Source organism: Mesorhizobium sp. B1-1-8, from assembly GCF_006442795.2.
GTDB lineage: Bacteria > Pseudomonadota > Alphaproteobacteria > Rhizobiales > Rhizobiaceae > Mesorhizobium.
The window spans coordinates 5,061,077-5,080,891 of record NZ_CP083956.1 but is presented as its reverse complement, the minus strand read 5'-3'; the positions used below and the strand labels follow the sequence as shown (position 1 = coordinate 5,080,891).

Genomic DNA, 19,815 nt, shown 5'->3' with positions numbered 1-19,815 from the left:
TGCCTCGCCGTCCGCCCCTGTTCACAGGTATCCTCCCTTGTGAACAATTTATCTTTGATATGCAATTTTGTTCAGCTAAGACGTTCATCAGAAACTTGTCAAGTGCCGCGACGCATTCGGCGGCGGTTTGCACGAACCAACGGTTTGCCATAGGGAAAGCCAAGCGCATGCGGGAGGCATAAGGATGGCGGTGATCGAGAACGAAAAGGCCTCGCGCTTTCCGGATACCGAGCTCAAGGCCCGCGCCGCCTGGCACTACTATGTCGAAGGCCTGACGCAGGAGCGGATCTCCGAGATCCTCGGCATCGGCCGCATCAAAGTGCATCGCATTCTGTCGGCCGCGCGTGAGGAAGGCGTGGTCCAGTTTCGCATCCGCGACAGCGTCGTCGAATGCGTGCAACTGGAGCAAAGCCTGAAGCAGCGCTTCGGCCTCAGCCACGCCGTGGTGGTGCCGTCGGCCGCCGACCGCAGCAATACGCCGCTGATGATCGGTCATGCTGCCGCCGCCTATCTCGCCGACAACGTCAATCCCGGCGACGTGATTGCGCTGGGCTGGGGCCGCACGCTGAAATTCGCCATCAACGAATTGCCCAGACGGCCGATCGCCAGGACCGCGGTGGTCTCGATGCTTGGCGGCCTCACCCACGCGCAGCCGCTCAACCCGACCGAGAGCGCCTGGGAATTCGCCGAAAAGATCGGTGCCGAATGCTACCTCCTGCCGGTGCCGGTCTATGCCGACCGGCCGGAGCAGCGCGATGCTTTCATGAGCCAGCGCAGCGTCCAGGACGTTGTCTTGCGGGCGCGGCGCGCCAACGTCGCCGTTCTCAGCGTCGGCTCCTTCTCCAACGACAGTCCGATCGCCAATTACGGCTTCATCAAGCCGAGCGAATTGGAGGAATTGCAAGAGGCCGGCGCGGTCGGCGACATCCTCTGCCATTTCATCGATGCCGAAGGTCGCACTGTGGACCATGAGGTCAACCGCCGCGTCTGCGCCTATCCGTTGCAGGACCTCTCCGACATTCCGACCACCATTCTTGTGTCGGGAGGGCAGGAGAAGATCGCCGTCATGCGCGCGGCCCTCGCCAATGCGAAAGTTTCGGTGCTGATCACCGACGAGGACGCGGCCAAGGGGCTGCTCAGCCGCTAGTTTTCCGCAATGAGGCGAGGCGGGCGTGGATGTCGCGTGTTGCGTGATATAGGTCGCGGTAGATCGCCTTGCGGGCGCGGTAAGTCGGGATCAGGGCCTCGACAGGATCGACGCGCCTTGCCGGCGGCCCGGCCATAGCCTTTGCGGCGTCTTCCGGCGAGGCGAACCAACCGATTGCGGTGGCCGCCAGCATGGCGGCGCCGAGTGCCGCCGCCTCGTTGACGGGCGACACGAAGAGCGGCCGCTCGAGCACGTTCGCCATAATTTCCATCAGCAATGCGCAATTCGTTCCGCCGCCGGCTGCGATCATCGCGGCGGCCTTGCCGGTCTGCTCCTCCATCGCATCGGTTGCGATCGCCTGCTCGAAGGCAATGCCTTCCAGCACCGCGCGAAAGAGATGTCTTGGCTCGTGGTCGAGCGACAGGCCGACGACGGCGCCGCGCGCGGCACCATCCCAATAGGGGCTCATCACGCCGGCCCAATAGGGCATGACGAGCAGCCCATCGCTGCCCGGGGCGGCCGTCATCGCTGCCTTTTCCAGCACGGCGGCCGACGGCGAACCGGTGATGCGCACGATCCAGTCGACAAGTTGCATGCCTGAGCGCAGCACCGTCTCCAGCATGAATCCGGAACCGGTCGGCGAAACCAGCGTGCGGAATGCATCCGATGTCGTGACCATGGCGGAATAGCTTCCGCTGACGACGCCCGAGCCGAGCGACAGATAGCTCTTGCCGGGTCCGTCGACTCCCATGCCGAGGCCCATCGCCTGGCCGTCACCGGCGCCGGCCACGACCGGCGTGCCGGCCTTCAGGCCGGTCGCCGCAGCGATATCTTCGGAAAGCAGGCCGCAGATTGCGCCGGGGACTATCAATTCCGGCAATTGCTGCGGCCGCAATCCCGCCGCCTCAACCAGCCTGGGATGCCAGGTGCCTTTCGCGATGTCGAGCAGGCCGAGCGGATCGGCGCTCGCCGTGCTGGTGACGAGCCGCCCGGTCAGGCGATGGGCGAAGAAAGCATGCACGTCGACGAGTGCAGCCGCTTCCGCCAGTACATTCGGCTTGTGCTCCATCAGCCAGGCAAGGGCATAGAGCGCCGGTGTCGGGTCCGGCGGCTTGCCGCTCCAGTCGCGGATCGCCTCGCGGCCGAGCTCTTCTGAAAGCCGCGTCACCTGGCGGCGGGCGCGCTCGTCGAGCCACAGGATGGCGGGGATGAGCGGCTTGCCGGCGCCGTCGATCAACGTGAAGCTCTCGCGTTGGTGGGCGATCGAAATCGCCTTCACGCGCGATGCGCCGATCTTGTCGGCGACCTGTTTCAGCGCCGACAGCAGCGCCGCCCACCAGTGCTCGGCATCCTGCTCGAAATGGCCTGGCGCCGGATTGGAAAGGGGATACGTCTCGCGTGCCTGGAAGAGCTCCGCGCCGTCGCGCGCGAAAGCGATCGCCTTCACGGCCGTCGTCGAGGCGTCGATCCCGATTACGACATCGTCCATCAGGCGGGTATCCGCAAGATCAGGCTGCGTTGGTTACGAACCGCCCGTCCGACTGGTCGAGCCGACGGCGGATCTGGGTTATCACCATCGAATCGTCGGGTACACAATTTTCATAGGTGAGGAAGTCGCCAGCCTTGACGGGCTTCACCACCTTGGCGCGCTCGGCGAGCCCGAGCGGCAGCGCGCCCTTGGCGCGCGCGTCCTCCCAGGTCATGGCGAAGCCGCGATAGTCGTTCTCGCCGATCATGCCGAGCGACTGGCCGGTGCCGAGATTGGTCTTGGCGACAGCCACCGCTTCGGCCACCGGATGGTCCAGCGGCTCCATGTCGGCGCGCTTGTAGACCACGGCGCGCGCCGCCGACAGCGGCACTTCGAGGCTGGTGAGGTGGTAGGGGCGGAAGATCGTGAAATAGGGACCCTTGCCGACCTTGAGGTCGATCATGCGCTCCAAGACGCGCGGGTGCCTGGTCTCGATGATGCAGAACACGCCGGGCGCCACGCCCTTGCCGATCGAATAATCGACCACGCCCTTGCGGTGCAGCACGCCGCCATCCTCGCGCGGGCAGAGCACGCTGGCCAGTTCCTCCAGCGTCGCCGTCGGGCCATGCATGCCGGGCACGTCGGGCACCAGGCCGGTGGCGTTGGCGATCGCCACCATCTCGATTGCCGTTTTCGAGCCGTCGACGAATTCGACCAGCATGCGCGCATTCATGTTTCGCTCGGCCGCCTCCTTCGCGTAATCGGCGGGCACCGCATCGAGATTCAACGGATTGTTCTTGCCCTTGCCCGCAGCCACTATTGTGAAGCCGAGGCTTTTGGCGAACCCGATGATCTCCAGCGTGCAGGCCGGCTCGTCGCCGGCCGCGCCGGTGTAGACGACGCCAGCCTTGCGCGCCTCGTCTTTCAGGAAGCGGCCGATGGTGATGTCGGCCTCGACATTGAGCATGACGATATGCTTGCCGTTCTTCATCACTTCCAGCGCGAACAGCGTGCCGATGTTGGGATTGCCTGTCGCGTCGATGATGACGTCGATGCGGCCGGCGGCGGCAAGCGCGTGCAGGTCCTCGGTGACCGCGATCTTGCCGGCCTCGATGGCGCGGTCGATGGCCGCCGCATTGGGCACCTGCACGATATCGGACCTGTCATGGCCGGCGAGAAGCGCGGCATCGATCGCCGCCTGCGGCCTGACTTCGGAAATGGCGCCGATGCGCATGCCCGGCATGAGTGCTACCTGGACGACGATGTCCGTTCCCATCTGCCCGGCGCCGGCGAGCCCGATGGTGATCGGCCCCTGTTTTTCAGCGCGCTGCAGGAGTTCCGCTGCGAATTGCGGATGGGACATGTCGCTTTCCTCCGGTCCTTGGCGCGCCGCCGCACCGCGATGATCGTTTGAACATTCCTATTTCTATTTGAAAAATATTTCAACATACATTTAGGCAGTCTTATCAGGAATTAGCGGCCCGAGGCGCGCGTGGCGGAACGCTAGCTGCTGGTGCCGGCAGCTGCGGAGGGTAGACCGGACATCTCCCCCACTGTGGGGGAGAACAGCCGCCGCGACCGTGTTGGCCAACTTTCAATATCGCAGGAGTGAGTGGAATGCCCAAAGCGGCCAATCTCCCTCAAGCGGGAGAGATGTCCGGCAGGACAGAGGGAGGCGCGAAGGAAACGCTACGGCTGCTACTCCACACCGCTTCGTTGCTTCGAGAAGACGCTAAGAGCCGGCTCAGAAATAGCCGTCCGACGCCGCCGTGGCTTCCTTCGGAATCTCGACGCCGTCGACCAGGATCTTGTCGACCAGCTCGTGGTGGAAGCACACCAGGCCCTTGATGCGCTCGGCTTCGTGCACCGGCTCGGGATAATACCAGACGAGGTTCTCGTGCCGCTTCTTGGGCGTCGTCACGTGATAGTAATTGGAGATACCCTTGTAGGGACAGCGCGAGATGTAGCGGCTGGGCGCAAACATATCGAGCCGCGTGTCCGAGATCGGCAGATAGTGGCGAACCGGATGGCCGGTCTCGAACAGGAACACGCCGCGCCGTGAATCGGCGACCTGTTCGCCGTCGAGGATGACCTGCACGCGCCGCGACGAGGGCAGGCAGTCGACGCGGCGGAACGGGTCGCGGGCATGGACGAAGATCTCCTCGTCCTCTTCATACCAGTGTGTCATCTTCGGCCAGTAGAACGATATGTAGTCGGCTATTGGCGGGCAGCCCTTGACCGGGTCGAGATAGCGCCAGGCGCCGTCCTCGACCAGCGTGATGCCGGTGTTCAGCGAATAATGCGTGGCGACGCCCTTGAACGGATCTTCGGTCGTCGTCCTGCTCGGCAGCAGGAATTCCTCACGCACATCGCTCATCGGGAAGTAATAGACCGGCAGGTGATCGCTTTCCTGGAACACCAGCGCCTTGGTGGTGTCCGCGACGATCATCGGCCCGACCTGCACCCTGATTCGCTTGGGCGAAGGCATGGTGAAGGCGACATAGCCCGGCTCGAACTCATACTGCACGATATTGTCGAGCAGGGGAAAATGCGGCCCGCGGCCGCGCAAATGAGGCTTGCGAATGGTGGTCTCCCGGATACTTGTCTTGGCGACGCGATTTGACATCGGTCAGCCTATGGAAACGCGATCGAGCAGCAGGCCGGCGGCGATCGGCGGCAGGCCGCTGACAGTCTTGCGCACCGGAACCAGAAGGTCGGGGAAATAGCTGAAGATCACCGGCGTCTCGTCGAGCAGCAGTTTCTGGATGTCGGAGGCGGCCTTGCGCTGCGCGTCGAGGTCGAGCGCCTTCAGATAGCTGGAGACCAGCCCGTCATAGGTGCTGTTCTTGAAATGCGCCGCATTCCACGGGCCATCGCTGACCAGCGGGCTCTTCAGGAATACGTTCGGCACGCTGCGGTGCGCGTAGTCGGTGATGCCGAGCGGGCTGTCCAGCCAGTCGGATTGGCCAAACACCGCCTTGCCATAATATTTGTCCTGGTCCTCGACGTTGAGCGAGATGCGGGCGCCGATCTCCTTGGCGAAATTCTGGAACAATTGCGCATAGCCGGGGATGTCGGAATAGCGCAGCGTCGTCAGCGTCATGTCGAAGCCGTTGGCAAGACCGGCCGCTTCCATTAATTGCTTGGCCTTGGCGATGTCCTGCACGCGCTGCGGCACGGACTTGTCGGTGGCCGGGAAGGCAGGCGCGAACGGACTGTCATTGCCGGTCGCCGCCATGCCGTGGCAAAGCCCGTCGACCAGCTTGGAGCGGTCGATAGAGAGCGCCAGCGCCTGGCGCACGCGCTTGTCGGTGAAAGGCGCCATGTCGCAGCGCATGTGCAGCTGGCGATGCGCGGTCGAGGCGACGCGCAGCACCGTGATGTCGGGATTGCCGAGCACCACCTGGCTGACGTCGAGCGGGATGGCGTCGAGCACATCGACCTCGCCCGCCTGCAGCGCCAGGATGCGCGGCTGCACGTCGCCATAGAACTTGAATTCGAGCCGGTCGGGCAGGGCCTTCTCGCCCCAATAGTCGGGATTGCGCACGAAGCTCGCGCCGACCTTCGGCGTGTAGCTTTCTAGGCGGAACGGGCCGGTGCCTTCGAAGGTTTTTTCGTAGTCGCTCTTGTAGCTCGCCGGCAGGATGACGGCGTTGTAGTTGTCGATAGATACCGAATAGGGGAAGCTGCCGTTCGGCGCGTCGAGATGGAATTCGACGATGTGGTCGTCGACCTTGCGCGTGCCGCCCTTCGACAGCAGGCCCTTGAACACCGACAGCGCGTTGGAGGCGCCGCTCGGATCGGCGAGACGGTCGAAGGTCGCGACGACGTCGTCGGCCTTGAACTCCTCGCCATTGTGGAATTTCACGCCCTTGCGCAGCTTGAAGGTCCACACGCTGCCGTTGGCGTTGGGCGACCAGCTTTCCGCCAGCACCGGCTTCAGCGTCAGGTCAGGCTGCGTGACGCAGAGGAACTCGGCGGTCTGGAAGACCAGCTGATAGCTGCCGCTGTCATAGTAGGTGACCGGGTCGATGGCACCGCCGGGCACGGCGACGCCGGCGCGCACCGTGCCGCCCGGCTTGCCTTCGGCGCGCACCTGCGGAGCGCCTAGACCGACCGCCGAGGCGATGCCGCCGAGCAAGGGCAGCGACAGGCCGAGCACGCTGCCGTGGCGCAGGAATTCGCGCCGGCCGATCCTGCCGGCTAGCAATTCGTCGATAGCGGAATTTTCGATTGCGCTGAGATTTCCGCGGGCGGCGTCGATCGTCCTGAAATGCTTCGGCATGGCTGCATTCCTCGCGTCTCGTGGAGCTTGCCATCTAGTTCACTGTTGACCGGGGTCGAAAAGCGATATTTTTTGATGATTGCCATCGAAAATTTCGATTGCCGTCGCTCCGGGGCAGAAAGCATGGACACCGAAAATCTGCGCAGCTTCCTGGAGGTCGCGGCGCATGGCAGCTTCACCGTCGCCGCCAGCCGCCTGAACCTCGCCCAATCGACCGTCAGCGTACGAATTCGCGGCCTGGAGGAGCAGTTAGGGCGCAAGCTTTTCGTGCGCGACAGCGATGGCGTCACGCTGACCCCGGCCGGCCGGCAGTTCCTGCCGCATGCCTCGACGATCACCCGCACCTGGGAGCAGTCGCGGCAGGACATCGCCGTTCCCGATGGCTACGACACGCTTCTGCGGCTCACGGCACCTGCCTATCTGTGGGACCGCATCACCTCGCCCTGGATTTCATGGATGCGCGCCCGGCGGCCGAACGTGGCGCTGAGGCTCGAAGGCAGTTTCCCGGATCTGGCGATCGACCAGATGGCCGAGGGCCTGCTCGACATCTGCATCCTCTATCTGCCGCGGCCGCATCCCGGCATCGCCTATGAGACGCTGGCGGTCGACCAGGTGGTTCTCGTCCAGCACACGGCGCAGGCCGGACCGTGGACCGAGAACTACATTCTGATGGACTGGGGTCTGGAGTTCCGCGTCGAGCACGACCGCGCCTTTGGCGGCATGGTCAAGCCGGCGATCTCGGCCGGGCTGGTGTTCATCGGGCTGCAGCATGTCTTGTCGCAGCAGGCCGCCGCCTATCTGCCGCTCAGCGCCGTCAGCGCCCATATCGAGCGCGGCGAACTGCGGCGCATCGACGGCGCGCCGGTATTCCAGCGGCCGATCTACCTTGCCTATCCCGCGAACCCCGTCTCGTCGGACACGCTGGATGTCGCGCTGGAAGGATTGCGCGCCCTGGCGTTGAATTTGACTGCGGGCCAGGGCTTCGCCGAAGGCGACCGCGCCTTCAGCATGGCGGATTGAGCTCCCGCCAGGATCGCGATCAGGCCGGTTCGGCCTCTTTCTGCTTTTGCAGCCGCGCCAGTTCCAGATACGGGATGTGGCAACGGATCGTGTGGCCGGGCTGTGCTTCGGTTAGCTCCGGCTCCCGCGTCTCGCAGATCGCGCCGATCTTGCGTGGGCAGCGCGTGTGGAAGACGCAGCCCGTCGGCGGATTGGCAGCGCTCGGGATTTCGCCGTCGAGGCGGATGCGCGAACTCTCCGCCCGGTCGAGTTTCGGAACGGCCGACAGCAGCGCTTCGGTGTAGGGATGATGCGGGCCGGAGAAGACCGCCTCCGACGGTCCGAACTCCATGATGCGACCGAGATAGAGCACGGCGATCTTGTCGGCCAGATAGCGCACCACGCCGAGGTCGTGCGAGATGAAGATGTAGCTGACGTCCTGCTTCGACTGCAGGTCGGCAAGCAAATTGAGGATCGCCGCCTGCACCGAGACGTCGAGCGCCGAGGTAGGCTCGTCGCAGACGACGATGCGCGGATCGCCGGCAAAAGCGCGCGCGATCGCCACGCGCTGCTTCAGCCCGCCCGAGAGCTGGCGCGGCTTGACCGAAAGATGCCGGTCGGTAAGCCGCACCGAGCGGACAAGCTCTTCGAGGCGTGTGTCCAGCGTCTTGCCGGTGAGCCCGCCCAGCCGCTTCAGGGCGCGGCTCAGGATATGCCGGATCGAATGCGACCGGTTGAGCGCGGAGTCCGGGTTCTGGAAGACGATCTGCAGCGCCTTGACCTGGTCTTCCGAGCGGCTGGCGAGCCGTGGCGCGAGCTTCTTGCCTTCGAGCTCGATCGAGCTGCCGTCGTCGGGCGGGACAAGGCCAAGCAACAGTCTGGCGAAGGTGGTCTTACCGCTGCCGGATTCGCCAACCAGGCCCAGTGTCTCGCCGGGTCTCAGGCTGACAGAGACGTCCTTGACGGCCTTCAGGGGGCGGCCGTGGCTGGCATAGGTTTTGCTCAACCCTTCGACCTGCAGCACCGGCGGCGCTTGTTTTGGCTGGGCGGCAGCAATCTCGGCGGGCGTCGCGCGCGGCAGCGACTGCGCCTTGTCGTGGTAGTGGCAGCGCGACAGCCGGATGCCCCCATGATCGTCACTAATCTCGTAGAGCGGCGGCGGCTCTTTGCGGCAGCGCTCGGTCGCCAGGGCGCAGCGGTCGGCGAAGGCGCAGCCGACGATTGTAGCGCCGATGCCGGGCAGGAAGCCCGGGATGGTGTCGAGCCGGCCCTGGTCCTTGCGCTGTCCGCCGCGCGGCAGGCAGCGCAGCAGCGCCACAGTGTAGGGATGGCGCGGATCGTTGAACACGTCCTTGGTTGGGCCTTCCTCGACCAGCATGCCGGCATAGAGGACGCCGACGCGGTCGCACATGTTGGAGACGACCGCGAGGTTGTGGCTGATGAACAGGATCGAGGCCGACAGCTCGCGCCGCAATTGCGCGATCAGATCGAGCACTTCGGCTTCGACCGTGGCGTCGAGGCCGGTCGTCGGTTCGTCGAGAATCAGCATCGATGGATCGTTGGCAAGCGCCATGGCGATCGCCACGCGCTGCTGCATGCCGCCGGAAAGCTGGTGCGGATAGCGTTGCATGACGCTCGCCGGATCCGAGATGCGCACCCGGTTCAGCATGGCGATCGCCTTGTCGGCGGCAGCCCGTCCGGAAACACCTGCCAGCTCGAAGATCTCGGTCAACTGGCGGCCGATGCGCAGCGACGGGTTCAGCGCCTTGCCGGGATCCTGGTAGACCATCGACACGCTTTCGGCGCGGGCGCGTCGCAGCGCTTCCGCATCGAGCCTCATAATGTCTTGGCCGTCGAGCGCAATCGAGCCACCGGTGATCGAGCCGTTGCGCGGCAAATAGCGCACCACCGAGAGCGCCACGGTGGACTTGCCGCAGCCGGATTCGCCGACCAGCCCATAAGCCTCGCCGGCCTTGATTGTTAGGTTGACGTTGCGCAGCACTGCGCGGTTACGGCGGCCGACGCGATAGGCGACCGAGAGGTCCTTCAGTTCAAGCGCGTTCTTCTCAGTCATTGAACGCTCCGTGGACGCCGTCGGCCACCAGGTTGACGCCGATCACCAGCGAGGCGATCGCCAACGCGTCGAACAGCACCGTCCACCAGAAGCCGCCGCCGATCATGCCGTAATTGGAGGAGATCGAGAGCCCCCAGTCGGGCGAGGGCGGCTGGATGCCGAAGCCCATGAAGGAGAGCGTGGCCACCGCGAAGATGGCGTAGCCCAGCCGCACCGTCGTCTCGACCAGGATCGGCGGGATGACGTTGGGCAGGATCTCGACGAACATCGTATGCAAGGCGCCTTCGTGGCGCAGCTTTGCCGCGGCCACATAGTCGAGCTCGCGTTCGGCCAGCACCGCCGAGCGCACGGTGCGGGCAATGATCGGCGCGAAGCTCAGGCCGATGACGACGATGACGGTGATCTTCGAGGTGCCGAGGGCGACGATGGCGAGCAGCGCGATGATCACCACCGGGATCGCCATGAAGGCTTCCAGCACGCGGCTGATGACGTCGTCGACGATGCCGCGGAAATAGCCGATCAGCAGGCCGAGCGCGGTGCCGGCGACCGTGGCAAGCAACGTCGCCAGCGGCGCCACGGTGAGGATGTCGCGCGAGCCGACAATGACGCGCGAGAAGACATCGCGGCCAAGCTGGTCGGTGCCGAACCAGTGATCGGCCGCAGGCGGCGTCAGCGCGTTGATGATGTCGCTTGCCAGCGGATCGTAGGGGACGAACTGCTGGCCGAACAGCGCGCAAACGATCCAGAAGACGACGATCGCAAGCCCGGTCAGAAAGGTGCCGGACCTGGAGAGCGAATGCACAACCTCGCCCCAGGGGCTGCGCCGCGATGCGGCGTCCGGCGCGGGCAGATTCGCGGGAGTTTCCGTGGCGCTCATTGCTCTGCTCCCAGCCGGATGCGTGGATTGAGCACGGAATAAAGGAAATCGGCAATCAATGTAGCCACCGCATAGACGATGCCGATGGTAAGGATACCGGCCTCCAGCATCGGGAAATCCTTGCCACGCGCGGCGGTGAAGATCAGCGAGCCGATGCCCTGGTAGCGAAACAGCGTTTCGATGACGACGAGGCCGCCGATCAGATAGCCGGTCTGCGTGGCGATGACGGTGATGGTCGGCAGCAGCGCGTTGCGCAGCACGTGCCGCCAGATCACGGTGCGCCACGGCAGCCCCTTCAGCACCGCGGTGCGCGTATAGTCGGAATCCAGCGCCTCGATCATGCCGGAGCGAGCCATGCGGGCGATATAGCCGAACAGCACCAGGAACAGCGGCAGCGACGGCAGGATCAGATAATAGAGCTGGGTAAGGAAGCCGGCGCCGGGCGGCCATGAGGCGGCGATCGGCAGCCAGCGCAGCCAGACCCCGAAGATCAGGATCAGGATGATGCCGGTGACGAATTCGGGCAGCACCGTCACCGACAGGCCGCCAAGGCTGATGATGCGGTCGAGCGGCCGGTTGAGGTTGAGCGCGGCGACGACGCCGCCGAGGATGCCGATCGGCACCACCAGCACGAAAGCGACCAGGGCCAGCTTCAGCGAGTGGCCGAGCGCGCCGATGACGAACGGCGCCACCGGCGCGCGAAAGATGTAGGAGGTGCCCATATCGCCATGGAGGAAGTTCCAGATCCAGCTTCCGTACTGGGCGAGCAGCGGCCGATCGACGCCAAGCGAGTGGTTGAGCGCATCGACGGCGCGCTGGTCGGCAAAGGGACCCAGTATGGCCCGCCCGACATTGCCGGGAAGCACCTGGCCGCCCAGGAAAACCATGACGCTGAGCAGGAACAGCGTGACGAGCGACAGGGCCAGGCGCCGGACAAGGAAAAAGAAAATGGCGAATACTCCGATTGGAGCCGGCTCTGCATGGAGAGCCGGCTGTCAGGAATAAGCTGGTTCTCTTTCGCTCAGCCTTTCGACGCCTTCTCGAGGAACAGCTGCGACATGGCGGTCGGCTGGGCGCCGGTGACGCCCTTCGCAGTCGCCGTCAGGAAATCGTAGAAATAGCCGAAGATGACCGGCGTTTCCTCCAGCAGCAGCTTCTGGATCTTGCCGGCGGTGGCCTTCTGCGCTTCGAGATCGAGGGCCGCGATGTAGCTCGCCGCCAGCTGGTCGTAGTCCTTGTTCTTGAAATGCGCGGCGTTCCAGGTGCCGTCGCTCTTCAGCGGCGCTGCAAGATAGACGTTCGGCACGCCGCGGTGGCCGTAGTCGGTGATGCCCATCACCGAATCCAGCCAGTTCGATTTGCCGAACACGGCGTCGCCGTAGTAACCGCTCTGGTCGAGGATGTTGAGCTCGAGGTCGATGCCGATTTCCTTGACCCAGTTCTGGACGAGCTGTGCGTATTCCGGGATTTCCAGATAGCGCTCGGTGGTGAGCGTCACCTTGAAGCCCTTGCCGGCGCCCGCCGCTTCCATCAGCTGCTTGGCCTGCGCGATATCCTGCTTGCGCTGCGGCACGCTTTGATCGGTCGAGGGATAAACCGGGGCGAACGGGCTGTCGTTGCCAGGCACGGCGCGCCCCTTCATCAGGCCGGCGACCAGCTTGTCGCGGTCGATTGAGAGCGCGATCGCTCGGCGCACGCGCGGGTCCTTCATCGGGCCGTCGTCGCAGCGCAGGTGCAGCTGCTGATGCGCCGACGATTTCAGGCTGAGGACCTCAACATTCGGATCGTTGAGGACGGCGACGCCGGCCAGCACCGGCATCTGGTTGATGATGTCGATCTGGCCGCCCTGCAGCGCCAGGATCTCCGCCTGCATGTCGGAGAAGAAGGTGAATTCGGTGCGTGCCGGCAGCGCCTTCTCGCCCCAATAGTCGTCGTTGCGCACGAAGGAGGCGCCGACCTTGGGCGTGTATTTCTCGAGCTTGAACGGCCCGGTGCCGTCGAAGCTCTGCTCGTAGCCGCCCTTGTAGCTGGCCGGAATGATGACGGCATTATAGTTGTCGGACGACAGCATGTAGGGGAAGTTGCCATTCGGCGCGTCGAGGTGGAATTCGACCGTGTAGTCGTCGACCTTCTTCGAGTTGCCCTTCTGCAGAGTGCCGGTGAACACCGACAGCGCGTTGGACGAGTTGGCCGGATCGGCGAGCCGGTCGATGCTGGCCACCACGTCGTCGGCCTTCATCTCGCCGCCCGAGTGGAATTTCACTCCCTTGCGCAGCTTGAAGGTCCACACCGTGCCGTCAGCATTCGGCTTCCAGCTTTCCGCCAGCGCCGGCTTCAGCACGAGGTCCGGGCCGTCGATGCAAAGGAATTCGGCGACCTGCTGCAGGATGAGAAGCCCGCCGGCATCGGCGATGGTGACCGGGTCGATCGCCGCGGACGGCACGTTGCTGCCGACGCGGATGGTGGCGCCGGGTGCGCCCGCTGCGCGGGCAAGCGAGGGCGCGGCGCCAAAACCGGCGGCCATGCCGATGCGGCCGAGCAGCGGCAGCGACAAGCCGAGCAGGCTGCCGTGGCGCACGAATTCGCGGCGGCTGAGGCGGCCGTCGATCAGGCCGTCGATGAGATGGTTTTCGAGTGGCGTGCGACTGCGCCGGATAAGATCGAGAATGCGATAGTCCTTGCTCATGGGTGTGACCCCTTTCCCCAGTTCTTGTGGTTGGCGGATGCATTCCAGTTGATGAGTTCCGTGGAGTTCTCCTGTCCCGGCGTTCATCAATATCAGTCGGCCGGACTGTAGCATGCGGTTTTATCTGGTCCATCCGCTCCTTAAGCCGGAAGGGTCAGATTTTCTTGATGCATTGCTTTCGTCCGTTCGGCTCGCGGTCCCGACCGATACGCCTGATCTCAGCCGATCTCGAAGAAGGGCGTGCCGAGCAGGTCCGGCACGACATCGATGCCAAGGCCGGGACCGTCCGGAATGCCCATGCGGCTGCCCGTCGCCGGCGGCGCGTTGGAGGCGGTGCGCACCGTCACCCATTCATGGAAGGCGATCGCGTGCAGCCGCCGTTCTTCCGGCGTCGACAGCGACAGATGCGCCATGGCTGCGGTGTCGATCTCGGCGCCGCCGGTATCCTCGACCGTGATCATGAAGCCGAGACCGACCGCAACGTCGCGGATCAAGCGGGTCTGGGTTACGCCGCCCAGCCGCGAGATTTTCAGCGTCAGCCCGTCGGCCGCGCCCAGGCGATGAATTTCCAGCATCGCCTCCAGCGAGGTGACGGATTCATCCAGCACCATCGGCTTGTCGAGCATGCGGCGCACCGACATGTTCTCCTCGATCGTCGTGCAGGGCTGCTCGAACGTGTAGTCGATGCCGCGCGTCGCATCGGCGAACTGCCGCGCCTGGTAAGGCGTCCAGCCGGCATTCGCATCGCAGAAGATCACCGTGCCGTTCGGCACGGCCGAGGCCACTGCTGTCACGCGCTCGATGTCGTCGCGGACATTGCCGCCGACCTTGACCTGCAGGCGCCGGTAACCTTCAGCAACGATGCGCCCGGCAAGCGCGGCCATCTCGTCGACCGTGCCGTGGGTGACCACCTTATAGAGCTCGGCCGTCTCGCTCTCGCGGCCGCCGAGCATCGTCACCAGCGGCACGTCGGCGGCACGCGCCGCCAGATCCCAGCAGGCCATGTCGAGCGCCGACTTGACGTAGGGATGGCCCTTGAAGACGGTGTCCATCAGCCTGCCGATGCCGGCCAGGCCGCGCGGATCCTGGCCGATCAGATGCGGCGCGATCTCCGGCACGCCCGCGCGCGTTCCCGCCGGAAACGCGGCCGAGTAGAAATTGCCGAGCGGCGCCATCTCGCCCCAGCCGGCCACGCCGCTGTCGGAGGTGATGGCGACGATCACCGCGTCGAAACAGTCGGCGATGCGCCCCTTCGACATGCGGTACGGCCCGTCCACGAAGGGCTGCACGACATGATAGGCTTTTATGGTCTTGATCTTCACGTTTGTGTCCGTTGTGGCAGGGTTGGTCAGACGCCCTTGGACGCGCGCTTTTCGAGGCCACGCGCATAGGGAGATGCGCCGATACTGACGCATTTTCCGAACAATCTTACCGCTATGACCACCGCGCAAGCTAGAGGGTACGATCGCTAGGGGCCGGTATTACGGCGCTTGCCACGCCGTACATAATAAAACGGCGCCCTCGGCGTGGGAGCCGAGAGCGCCGTCAGGCCGGAAAACTGATGGGGGTTATCAGCTGGCCGGTTTCGGTTGCGGCAAGGGAGAAACCGGCATTCCGGGTCCGATCTTCTGCAAATTGCCCGTGATCACCTGGTCGCTCTCGGAAATGCCGGATGTCACGGAAATCAGGTCGCCCTCGGTCGGCCCGAGCGAGACCAGCTTCTGGTCGACCGTGTTGCCCTTGCCGAGAACATAAACATATTTGCCGAGCTGGCTGGAGCCGAGCGCCACCTGCGGCACCATCAGCGTGTTGGGCTGCTGCTTCACATGCAGCCGGACCCGCACATACTGGCCGGGCAGCAGCGTGAACTTCGCATTGCCGATCGTCGCCCGCGCGGTGATCGTGCCGGTCGAATGGTCGATCGTGTTGTCGATGAAGGTGAGCTCGCCCTTCTGGCTGGGCTCGGTCTCGCCGGGCAAAAGCACATCGACCGCGACCGGGCCGGCCGCCTTTGCCTGCTCGATCTGGACGAGGTCGGTCTCGCTCGGATTGAAGGTGACGTAGATCGGGTCGAGCTGCACCAGCGTGTTGAGCACCGTGCCGGCGACGCTGACCAGCGTGCCGACCGAGGCCTGGTTGCGGCCGATGCGGCCCGGGAACGGCGCCTTGATCTCGGCATAGCCGAGATTGAGCTCGGCCGTCCGTACCGCCGCCTGGTCGACGGCAAGGGCGGCTTGCGCCGAGCGCAAATTGCTCGTGCGCTGGTCGAAGCTGTCCTTGTCGAGATAGCCGGCCTTGGCAAGATCGGTGCCGCGGCCAAGATTGGACTTTGCATATTCGAGCGTCGCGGTATCGCGTTGCACTTGAGCCTTCGCCTGGTCCAGCGCGGCCTGGTAATCATCCGGCGCGATGCGATAGAGCAGGTCGCCTTGTTTGACGTCGCTGCCGTCGGCCGCCGTCTGCTCCTGAAGATAGCCCGGCACGCGCGCCTGCAGCGTGATGCTGCGGATCGACTCGACGCGCGCGGCGTAGTCGAGATAGATCGGAATGGTCTTCTTGACGACGTTCACCACCGGCACCGGCATGACGAAGGCCGCGGGCGCGGGTGCCGCCCCCGCGGTGCCGCCATTGAGGCTCAAATTACCCATGTCGAGCAGATGCACGCTGGCCACCGAGATCGCGCCCAGCGCGACGGCCGTTCCCAAAGCGATTTTCCATTTACGCATGATGGTCTCCAATTCTATTCGGCCGCGTCGGCGAGCGACTGAAGTGCTAGCTCGGCGGTCGGTTCATTATCTTGATGAAACGGCGCGGGCTCGCTCTCGCCGCCGCGTTCGCGCAGCCGCTCGATCACCGCGTAGAACACCGGCACGAACACCAGCGACAGCACCGTCGCCGCCACCATGCCGCCAAAGACGGTGGTGCCGATCGACTGCCGGCTGGCCGCACCCGCGCCTGTCGCGAACATCAGCGGCAGCACGCCGAGAATGAAGGCGAAGGCCGTCATCAGGATCGGCCGCAGCCTGAGCCGCGCGGCTTCCATCGCCGCCTCGACGATGCTGAGGCCCTCCTCGCGCCGTCGCCGGGCGAACTCGACGATCAGGATGGCGTTCTTCGCCGCCAGGCCGATCAGCATGACGAAGCCGATCTGCGAGTAGACGTCGATCTGCATGCCGCGCAGCAGGAGCACGATGAAGGCGCCGAACAGGGCCAGCGGCACGGCGAGCAGCACCATGAAGGGCATCGCCCAGCTTTCATACTGCGCCGCCAGGATCAGGAACACGAAGACCATCGCCAGTCCGAACACGACCGAGGCGATCGATCCGGCCTTGAGCTCCTGAAAGGTGATGCCGGTCCATTCATAGCCGAAATCGCGCGGCAACGCCGTCGCCGCTGCCCGTTCCATGGCCGCCACCGCCTGTCCGGACGAGAAGCCGGGGGCGGCGCCGCCATTGATCAGCGCCGAAGCGTTGTTGTTGTAATGCGGCACGGTTTCCGGGCCGACGATCGGCACCAGCTTGCCCAGCGTGCTCAGCGGCACCATGCCGCCCGAGGCGTTGCGCACATAGAGCCGCGATATGTCGGTCGCATCGCCGCGCGCATCCTTGTCGGCCTGGATCGTCACCCGGAAGGTACGGCCGAACAGGTTGAAGTCGTTGACGTAGAGCGAGCCGAGATAGATCTGCAGCGTGTTGAACACGTCCGGCAGGCTGAGGCCGAGAAGCTTCGCCTTGCTGCGGTCGAGGTCGTAGTTGAACTGCGGCGTCGAGGTCGAGAACGACGAGAACAGCTGCTGCGGGTTGAGCTCCGGCTGCTTGCGCGCCTCGGCGAGCAGCGCCTGGGTGACGTCGTTGAGCGCGGCGCTGCCGCGGCCGGTGAGATCCTCGACCTGGAACTCGAAGCCGCCGGTGGTGCCGAGGCCCGGGATTGAAGGCGGATCGAAGGACAGCGCGAAGGCTTCCGGCATCTGCAAGAGCTTGTTGCGTACGTCGGCGACGAGCTTCGAGGCGCTCTGGTCGGGGCCGCGTTGGTCCCATGGCTTCAGGATCGCGAACTCCACCGCCGAATTCGACTGCGCGGCGCTGGTCAGGAAATTGAGGCCGCTGATCGAGCCGACGATGTCGACGCCGGGTGTGTTCTGCAGGATGTCGCGCGCTTTCTGCGCCACCGCGTCGGTGCGCTCCAGCGAAGCGCCGTCGGGCAGCTGGATGACGACGAAGAAATAGCCCTGGTCCTCGACCGGCAGGAAGGTCGAGGGCAGCTTCTGCCAGACGAAATAGGTCGCCACCAGGCCGGCCGCGAACAGGCCGAGCATGATCCAGCGCAGCCGGATGAGGATACGCACGCCATGCGCATAGGCATGCGACAGCCAGTCGAAACCGGCATTGAACCAGCGGAACGGGATGAACTGCGTTTCGCCGCGGTGACGCAGGAAGGCAGCGCTGAGCGCCGGGCTCAAAGTCAATGAATTGAAGGCCGAGATGCCGACCGAGATGGCGACGGTCAGCGCGAACTGGTTGTAGAGCCGCCCCGAGACGCCGGGGATGAAGGCGACCGGAACGAACACCGCCATCAGCACGGCGGTGGTGGCGATGATCGGCCCCGTCACCTCGGCCATTGCCGCCCGCGTCGCGGCGAGCGGTTTGAGGCCGGCATCGAGCTGTCGCTCGACATTTTCAACCACGACGATGGCGTCGTCGACGACGAGGCCGATCGCCAGCACCATGCCGAGCAGGGACAGCATGTTGAGCGAAAAGCCCAGCATATACATCACCGCCAGCGTCGCGATCAGCGACACCGGGATGGCGATGGTCGGGATGATGGTGGTGCGCCAGCTCTGCAGGAAAACGAACACCACCGCCACGACCAGCACCAATGCCTCGCCGAGCGTGATCAGCACGTCATGCATCGAGGCCGAGACGAAGCGCGTCGTATCATAATGCATGGCGTAGGCGACGCCCTTCGGGAACCGCGCCGACAGTTCCTGCATCTTGTCCTTGACCCGCTGCTGCAGGTCGAGCGCGTTGGAGCCGGGCATCTGGTAGACGGCCAGCACCACCGTCGGGTTCTTGCCGAAGAAGGCGGACGACGAATATTGCAGCGCGCCTAACTCGATGCGGGCGACGTCGCGCAGCCGCACGAGCGAGCCATTGGCCGAGTCGGCGCGCACGACGATGTCGCCGAATTCCTTGGGATCGCTCAATCGGCCGACTGCGTTGACCTGCATTTCGAACGCCGTGCCGGCGGGGGCCGGCGACTGGCCGATCTTGCCGGCGGCGACCTGGACGTTCTGCTCGGCGATCGCGTTCTGCACATCGACGGCGGTGATGCCGAGGTTGGCTAGCTTGTCCGGATCGAGCCAGACGCGCATCGAATAGCGCCGCTCGCCGAAGATCTGCACGTCGCCGACGCCGGGCAGCCGCTTCAGCGGATCGACCACCTGCAGATAGGCGAGGTTGCTCAGCGCCACCGGATCGACCGAACCGTCCGGCGAGGTGAGGTCGACGATCAGCACGAAATTGGGGTTCTGCTTCTTGATCGTCACGCCGCCCTGGTTGACGATCGCCGGCAACGAGGAGGACGCTTGGCTGACGCGGTTCTGCACATCGACGGCAGCGGTGCTCAGCGGATAGCCGACATCGAAGGTGATGGTGATCGTCGAGGAGCCGTCGTTCGAGCTCGTCGACGACATGTAGGTCATGCCTTGCACGCCGTTGATCTGCTGTTCGAGCGGCGTGGTCACCGTATCGGCCACCACCTGCGCGCTGGCGCCCGGATAATGGGCGCTGACCACGACCTGAGGCGGCGTGACGTCGGGAAACTGCGAGACCGGCAGCAGGAAATAGGCGATCGCCCCGGCGAGCACCATGATGATGGCGATCGCCGAAGAGAAGATCGGGCGGTGGATGAAGAAATTTACCATGATGCGGATGCCTCTCCGAACGGCTTTGCGGCGCGGTGCATGCGCCGGGCCCGGCCCGAGCCGGAATCCTCCAGGAAATCCGGCAGGGCCTTGCCGCCCGGCGCCTGTTCGGCAGCCAGCGAGCGCAGCATCGCCTCGAAGGCGCGCGGGTTGACCCCGTCCGCCTTGTTCACCAGCCGGATCATCGGATCCCGGACGGCTTCGTCGATCGTCAGGTCTTTTGCCTTGTGCATAGGAGCGGCTCCTTGCTGCGGCTCGCATCAGCTGATCACGAACCGTTTTTCCTTTTTCACCGGCCGAAGCCGCATGACATGCAGGTTTCTTGTCCCATCTCGCTCTGGCAGGGCTATCGGTGG

Annotated in this window: 14 protein-coding genes; 2 read left to right on the top strand and 12 right to left on the bottom strand. The window is 64.7% G+C overall.

Translation table 11 applies throughout. From position 1 onward, the window contains the following. Positions 1 to 184 precede the first annotated feature (184 nt). Complete coding sequence (locus FJ974_RS24990; protein WP_140533196.1) at positions 185 to 1,147, top strand: sugar-binding transcriptional regulator; 963 nt, start codon at positions 185 to 187, stop codon at positions 1,145 to 1,147. On the opposite strand, the gene FJ974_RS24985 is transcribed toward FJ974_RS24990, so the two are convergent. From FJ974_RS24985 to FJ974_RS24970, 4 genes are all read right to left on the bottom strand, one after another. Then, positions 1,137 to 2,636, bottom strand: coding sequence for a xylulokinase (locus FJ974_RS24985; RefSeq protein WP_140533197.1), 1,500 nt, complete (start codon positions 2,634 to 2,636; stop codon positions 1,137 to 1,139). The genes FJ974_RS24990 and FJ974_RS24985 overlap by 11 nt on opposite strands. Before the next feature lie 19 nt (positions 2,637 to 2,655). Then, the gene (locus tag FJ974_RS24980) at positions 2,656 to 3,978 is read right to left on the bottom strand and encodes an NAD(P)H-dependent oxidoreductase (protein ID WP_140533198.1); all 1,323 of its coding nucleotides are present in this window, start codon (positions 3,976 to 3,978) and stop codon (positions 2,656 to 2,658) included. A gap of 381 nt (positions 3,979 to 4,359) precedes the next feature. Then, positions 4,360 to 5,241 (bottom strand): DUF427 domain-containing protein, encoded by an 882-nt coding sequence (locus tag FJ974_RS24975; protein WP_140533199.1) that lies wholly within the window; start codon positions 5,239 to 5,241, stop codon positions 4,360 to 4,362. 3 nt (positions 5,242 to 5,244) lie between these two features. Beyond that, positions 5,245 to 6,900, bottom strand: a complete 1,656-nt coding sequence (locus FJ974_RS24970; RefSeq protein ID WP_140533200.1) for an ABC transporter substrate-binding protein — start codon at positions 6,898 to 6,900, stop codon at positions 5,245 to 5,247. A gap of 123 nt (positions 6,901 to 7,023) precedes the next feature. On the opposite strand from FJ974_RS24970, the gene FJ974_RS24965 reads away from it, so the two are divergent. Then, positions 7,024 to 7,920, top strand: a complete 897-nt coding sequence (locus FJ974_RS24965) for a LysR family transcriptional regulator (RefSeq protein ID WP_140533201.1) — start codon at positions 7,024 to 7,026, stop codon at positions 7,918 to 7,920. 19 nt (positions 7,921 to 7,939) lie between these two features. On the opposite strand, the gene FJ974_RS24960 is transcribed toward FJ974_RS24965, so the two are convergent. The 8 genes from FJ974_RS24960 to FJ974_RS24925 all read right to left on the bottom strand — a co-directional run bounded on the left by FJ974_RS24960 (position 7,940) and on the right by FJ974_RS24925 (position 19,692). Then, on the bottom strand, positions 7,940 to 9,973 hold the full coding sequence (locus FJ974_RS24960; RefSeq protein WP_140533202.1) for an ABC transporter ATP-binding protein: 2,034 nt from the start codon (positions 9,971 to 9,973) through the stop codon (positions 7,940 to 7,942). Beyond that, complete coding sequence (locus FJ974_RS24955) at positions 9,966 to 10,850, bottom strand: ABC transporter permease (RefSeq protein WP_140533203.1); 885 nt, start codon at positions 10,848 to 10,850, stop codon at positions 9,966 to 9,968. Before FJ974_RS24955 ends, FJ974_RS24960 begins: the two co-directional genes overlap by 8 nt. Beyond that, a complete protein-coding gene (locus FJ974_RS24950; RefSeq protein WP_264296792.1) occupies positions 10,847 to 11,737 on the bottom strand; it encodes an ABC transporter permease in 891 nt (296 codons plus the stop codon). The genes FJ974_RS24955 and FJ974_RS24950 overlap by 4 nt, the downstream gene beginning before the upstream one ends. A 134-nt stretch (positions 11,738 to 11,871) precedes the next feature. Next, complete coding sequence (locus FJ974_RS24945) at positions 11,872 to 13,536, bottom strand: ABC transporter substrate-binding protein (RefSeq protein WP_140533205.1); 1,665 nt, start codon at positions 13,534 to 13,536, stop codon at positions 11,872 to 11,874. 218 nt (positions 13,537 to 13,754) lie between these two features. Further along, positions 13,755 to 14,858 carry a mandelate racemase/muconate lactonizing enzyme family protein gene (locus FJ974_RS24940; RefSeq protein WP_140533206.1) on the bottom strand — a complete coding sequence of 368 codons (1,104 nt, stop codon included), beginning with the start codon at positions 14,856 to 14,858 and terminating at the stop codon, positions 13,755 to 13,757. Between the two features lie 249 nt (positions 14,859 to 15,107). Beyond that, entirely contained in the window at positions 15,108 to 16,262 is a 1,155-nt protein-coding gene (locus FJ974_RS24935) for an efflux RND transporter periplasmic adaptor subunit (RefSeq protein ID WP_140533207.1), read from the bottom strand. Positions 16,263 to 16,276: 14 nt separating this feature from the next. Continuing rightward, positions 16,277 to 19,459, bottom strand: a complete 3,183-nt coding sequence (locus FJ974_RS24930) for an efflux RND transporter permease subunit (protein ID WP_140533208.1) — start codon at positions 19,457 to 19,459, stop codon at positions 16,277 to 16,279. Then, on the bottom strand, positions 19,453 to 19,692 hold the full coding sequence (locus FJ974_RS24925; protein WP_140533209.1) for a hypothetical protein: 240 nt from the start codon (positions 19,690 to 19,692) through the stop codon (positions 19,453 to 19,455). The genes FJ974_RS24930 and FJ974_RS24925 overlap by 7 nt, the downstream gene beginning before the upstream one ends. Between the last annotated feature and the right edge of the window lie 123 nt (positions 19,693 to 19,815).

Coding starts and splice junctions, on each gene's coding strand:
- FJ974_RS24985 (WP_140533197.1), bottom strand. CDS start 2,636: ATGGACGATGTCGTAATCGGGATCGACGCCTCGACGACGGCCGTGAAG.
- FJ974_RS24955 (WP_140533203.1), bottom strand. CDS start 10,850: ATGAGCGCCACGGAAACTCCCGCGAATCTGCCCGCGCCGGACGCCGCA.
- FJ974_RS24935 (WP_140533207.1), bottom strand. CDS start 16,262: ATGCGTAAATGGAAAATCGCTTTGGGAACGGCCGTCGCGCTGGGCGCG.
- FJ974_RS24945 (WP_140533205.1), bottom strand. CDS start 13,536: ATGAGCAAGGACTATCGCATTCTCGATCTTATCCGGCGCAGTCGCACG.
- FJ974_RS24950 (WP_264296792.1), bottom strand. CDS start 11,737: ATGGTTTTCCTGGGCGGCCAGGTGCTTCCCGGCAATGTCGGGCGGGCC.
- FJ974_RS24960 (WP_140533202.1), bottom strand. CDS start 9,973: ATGACTGAGAAGAACGCGCTTGAACTGAAGGACCTCTCGGTCGCCTAT.
- FJ974_RS24980 (WP_140533198.1), bottom strand. CDS start 3,978: ATGTCCCATCCGCAATTCGCAGCGGAACTCCTGCAGCGCGCTGAAAAA.
- FJ974_RS24930 (WP_140533208.1), bottom strand. CDS start 19,459: ATGGTAAATTTCTTCATCCACCGCCCGATCTTCTCTTCGGCGATCGCC.
- FJ974_RS24970 (WP_140533200.1), bottom strand. CDS start 6,900: ATGCCGAAGCATTTCAGGACGATCGACGCCGCCCGCGGAAATCTCAGC.
- FJ974_RS24925 (WP_140533209.1), bottom strand. CDS start 19,692: ATGCACAAGGCAAAAGACCTGACGATCGACGAAGCCGTCCGGGATCCG.
- FJ974_RS24965 (WP_140533201.1), top strand. CDS start 7,024: ATGGACACCGAAAATCTGCGCAGCTTCCTGGAGGTCGCGGCGCATGGC.
- FJ974_RS24990 (WP_140533196.1), top strand. CDS start 185: ATGGCGGTGATCGAGAACGAAAAGGCCTCGCGCTTTCCGGATACCGAG.
- FJ974_RS24975 (WP_140533199.1), bottom strand. CDS start 5,241: ATGTCAAATCGCGTCGCCAAGACAAGTATCCGGGAGACCACCATTCGC.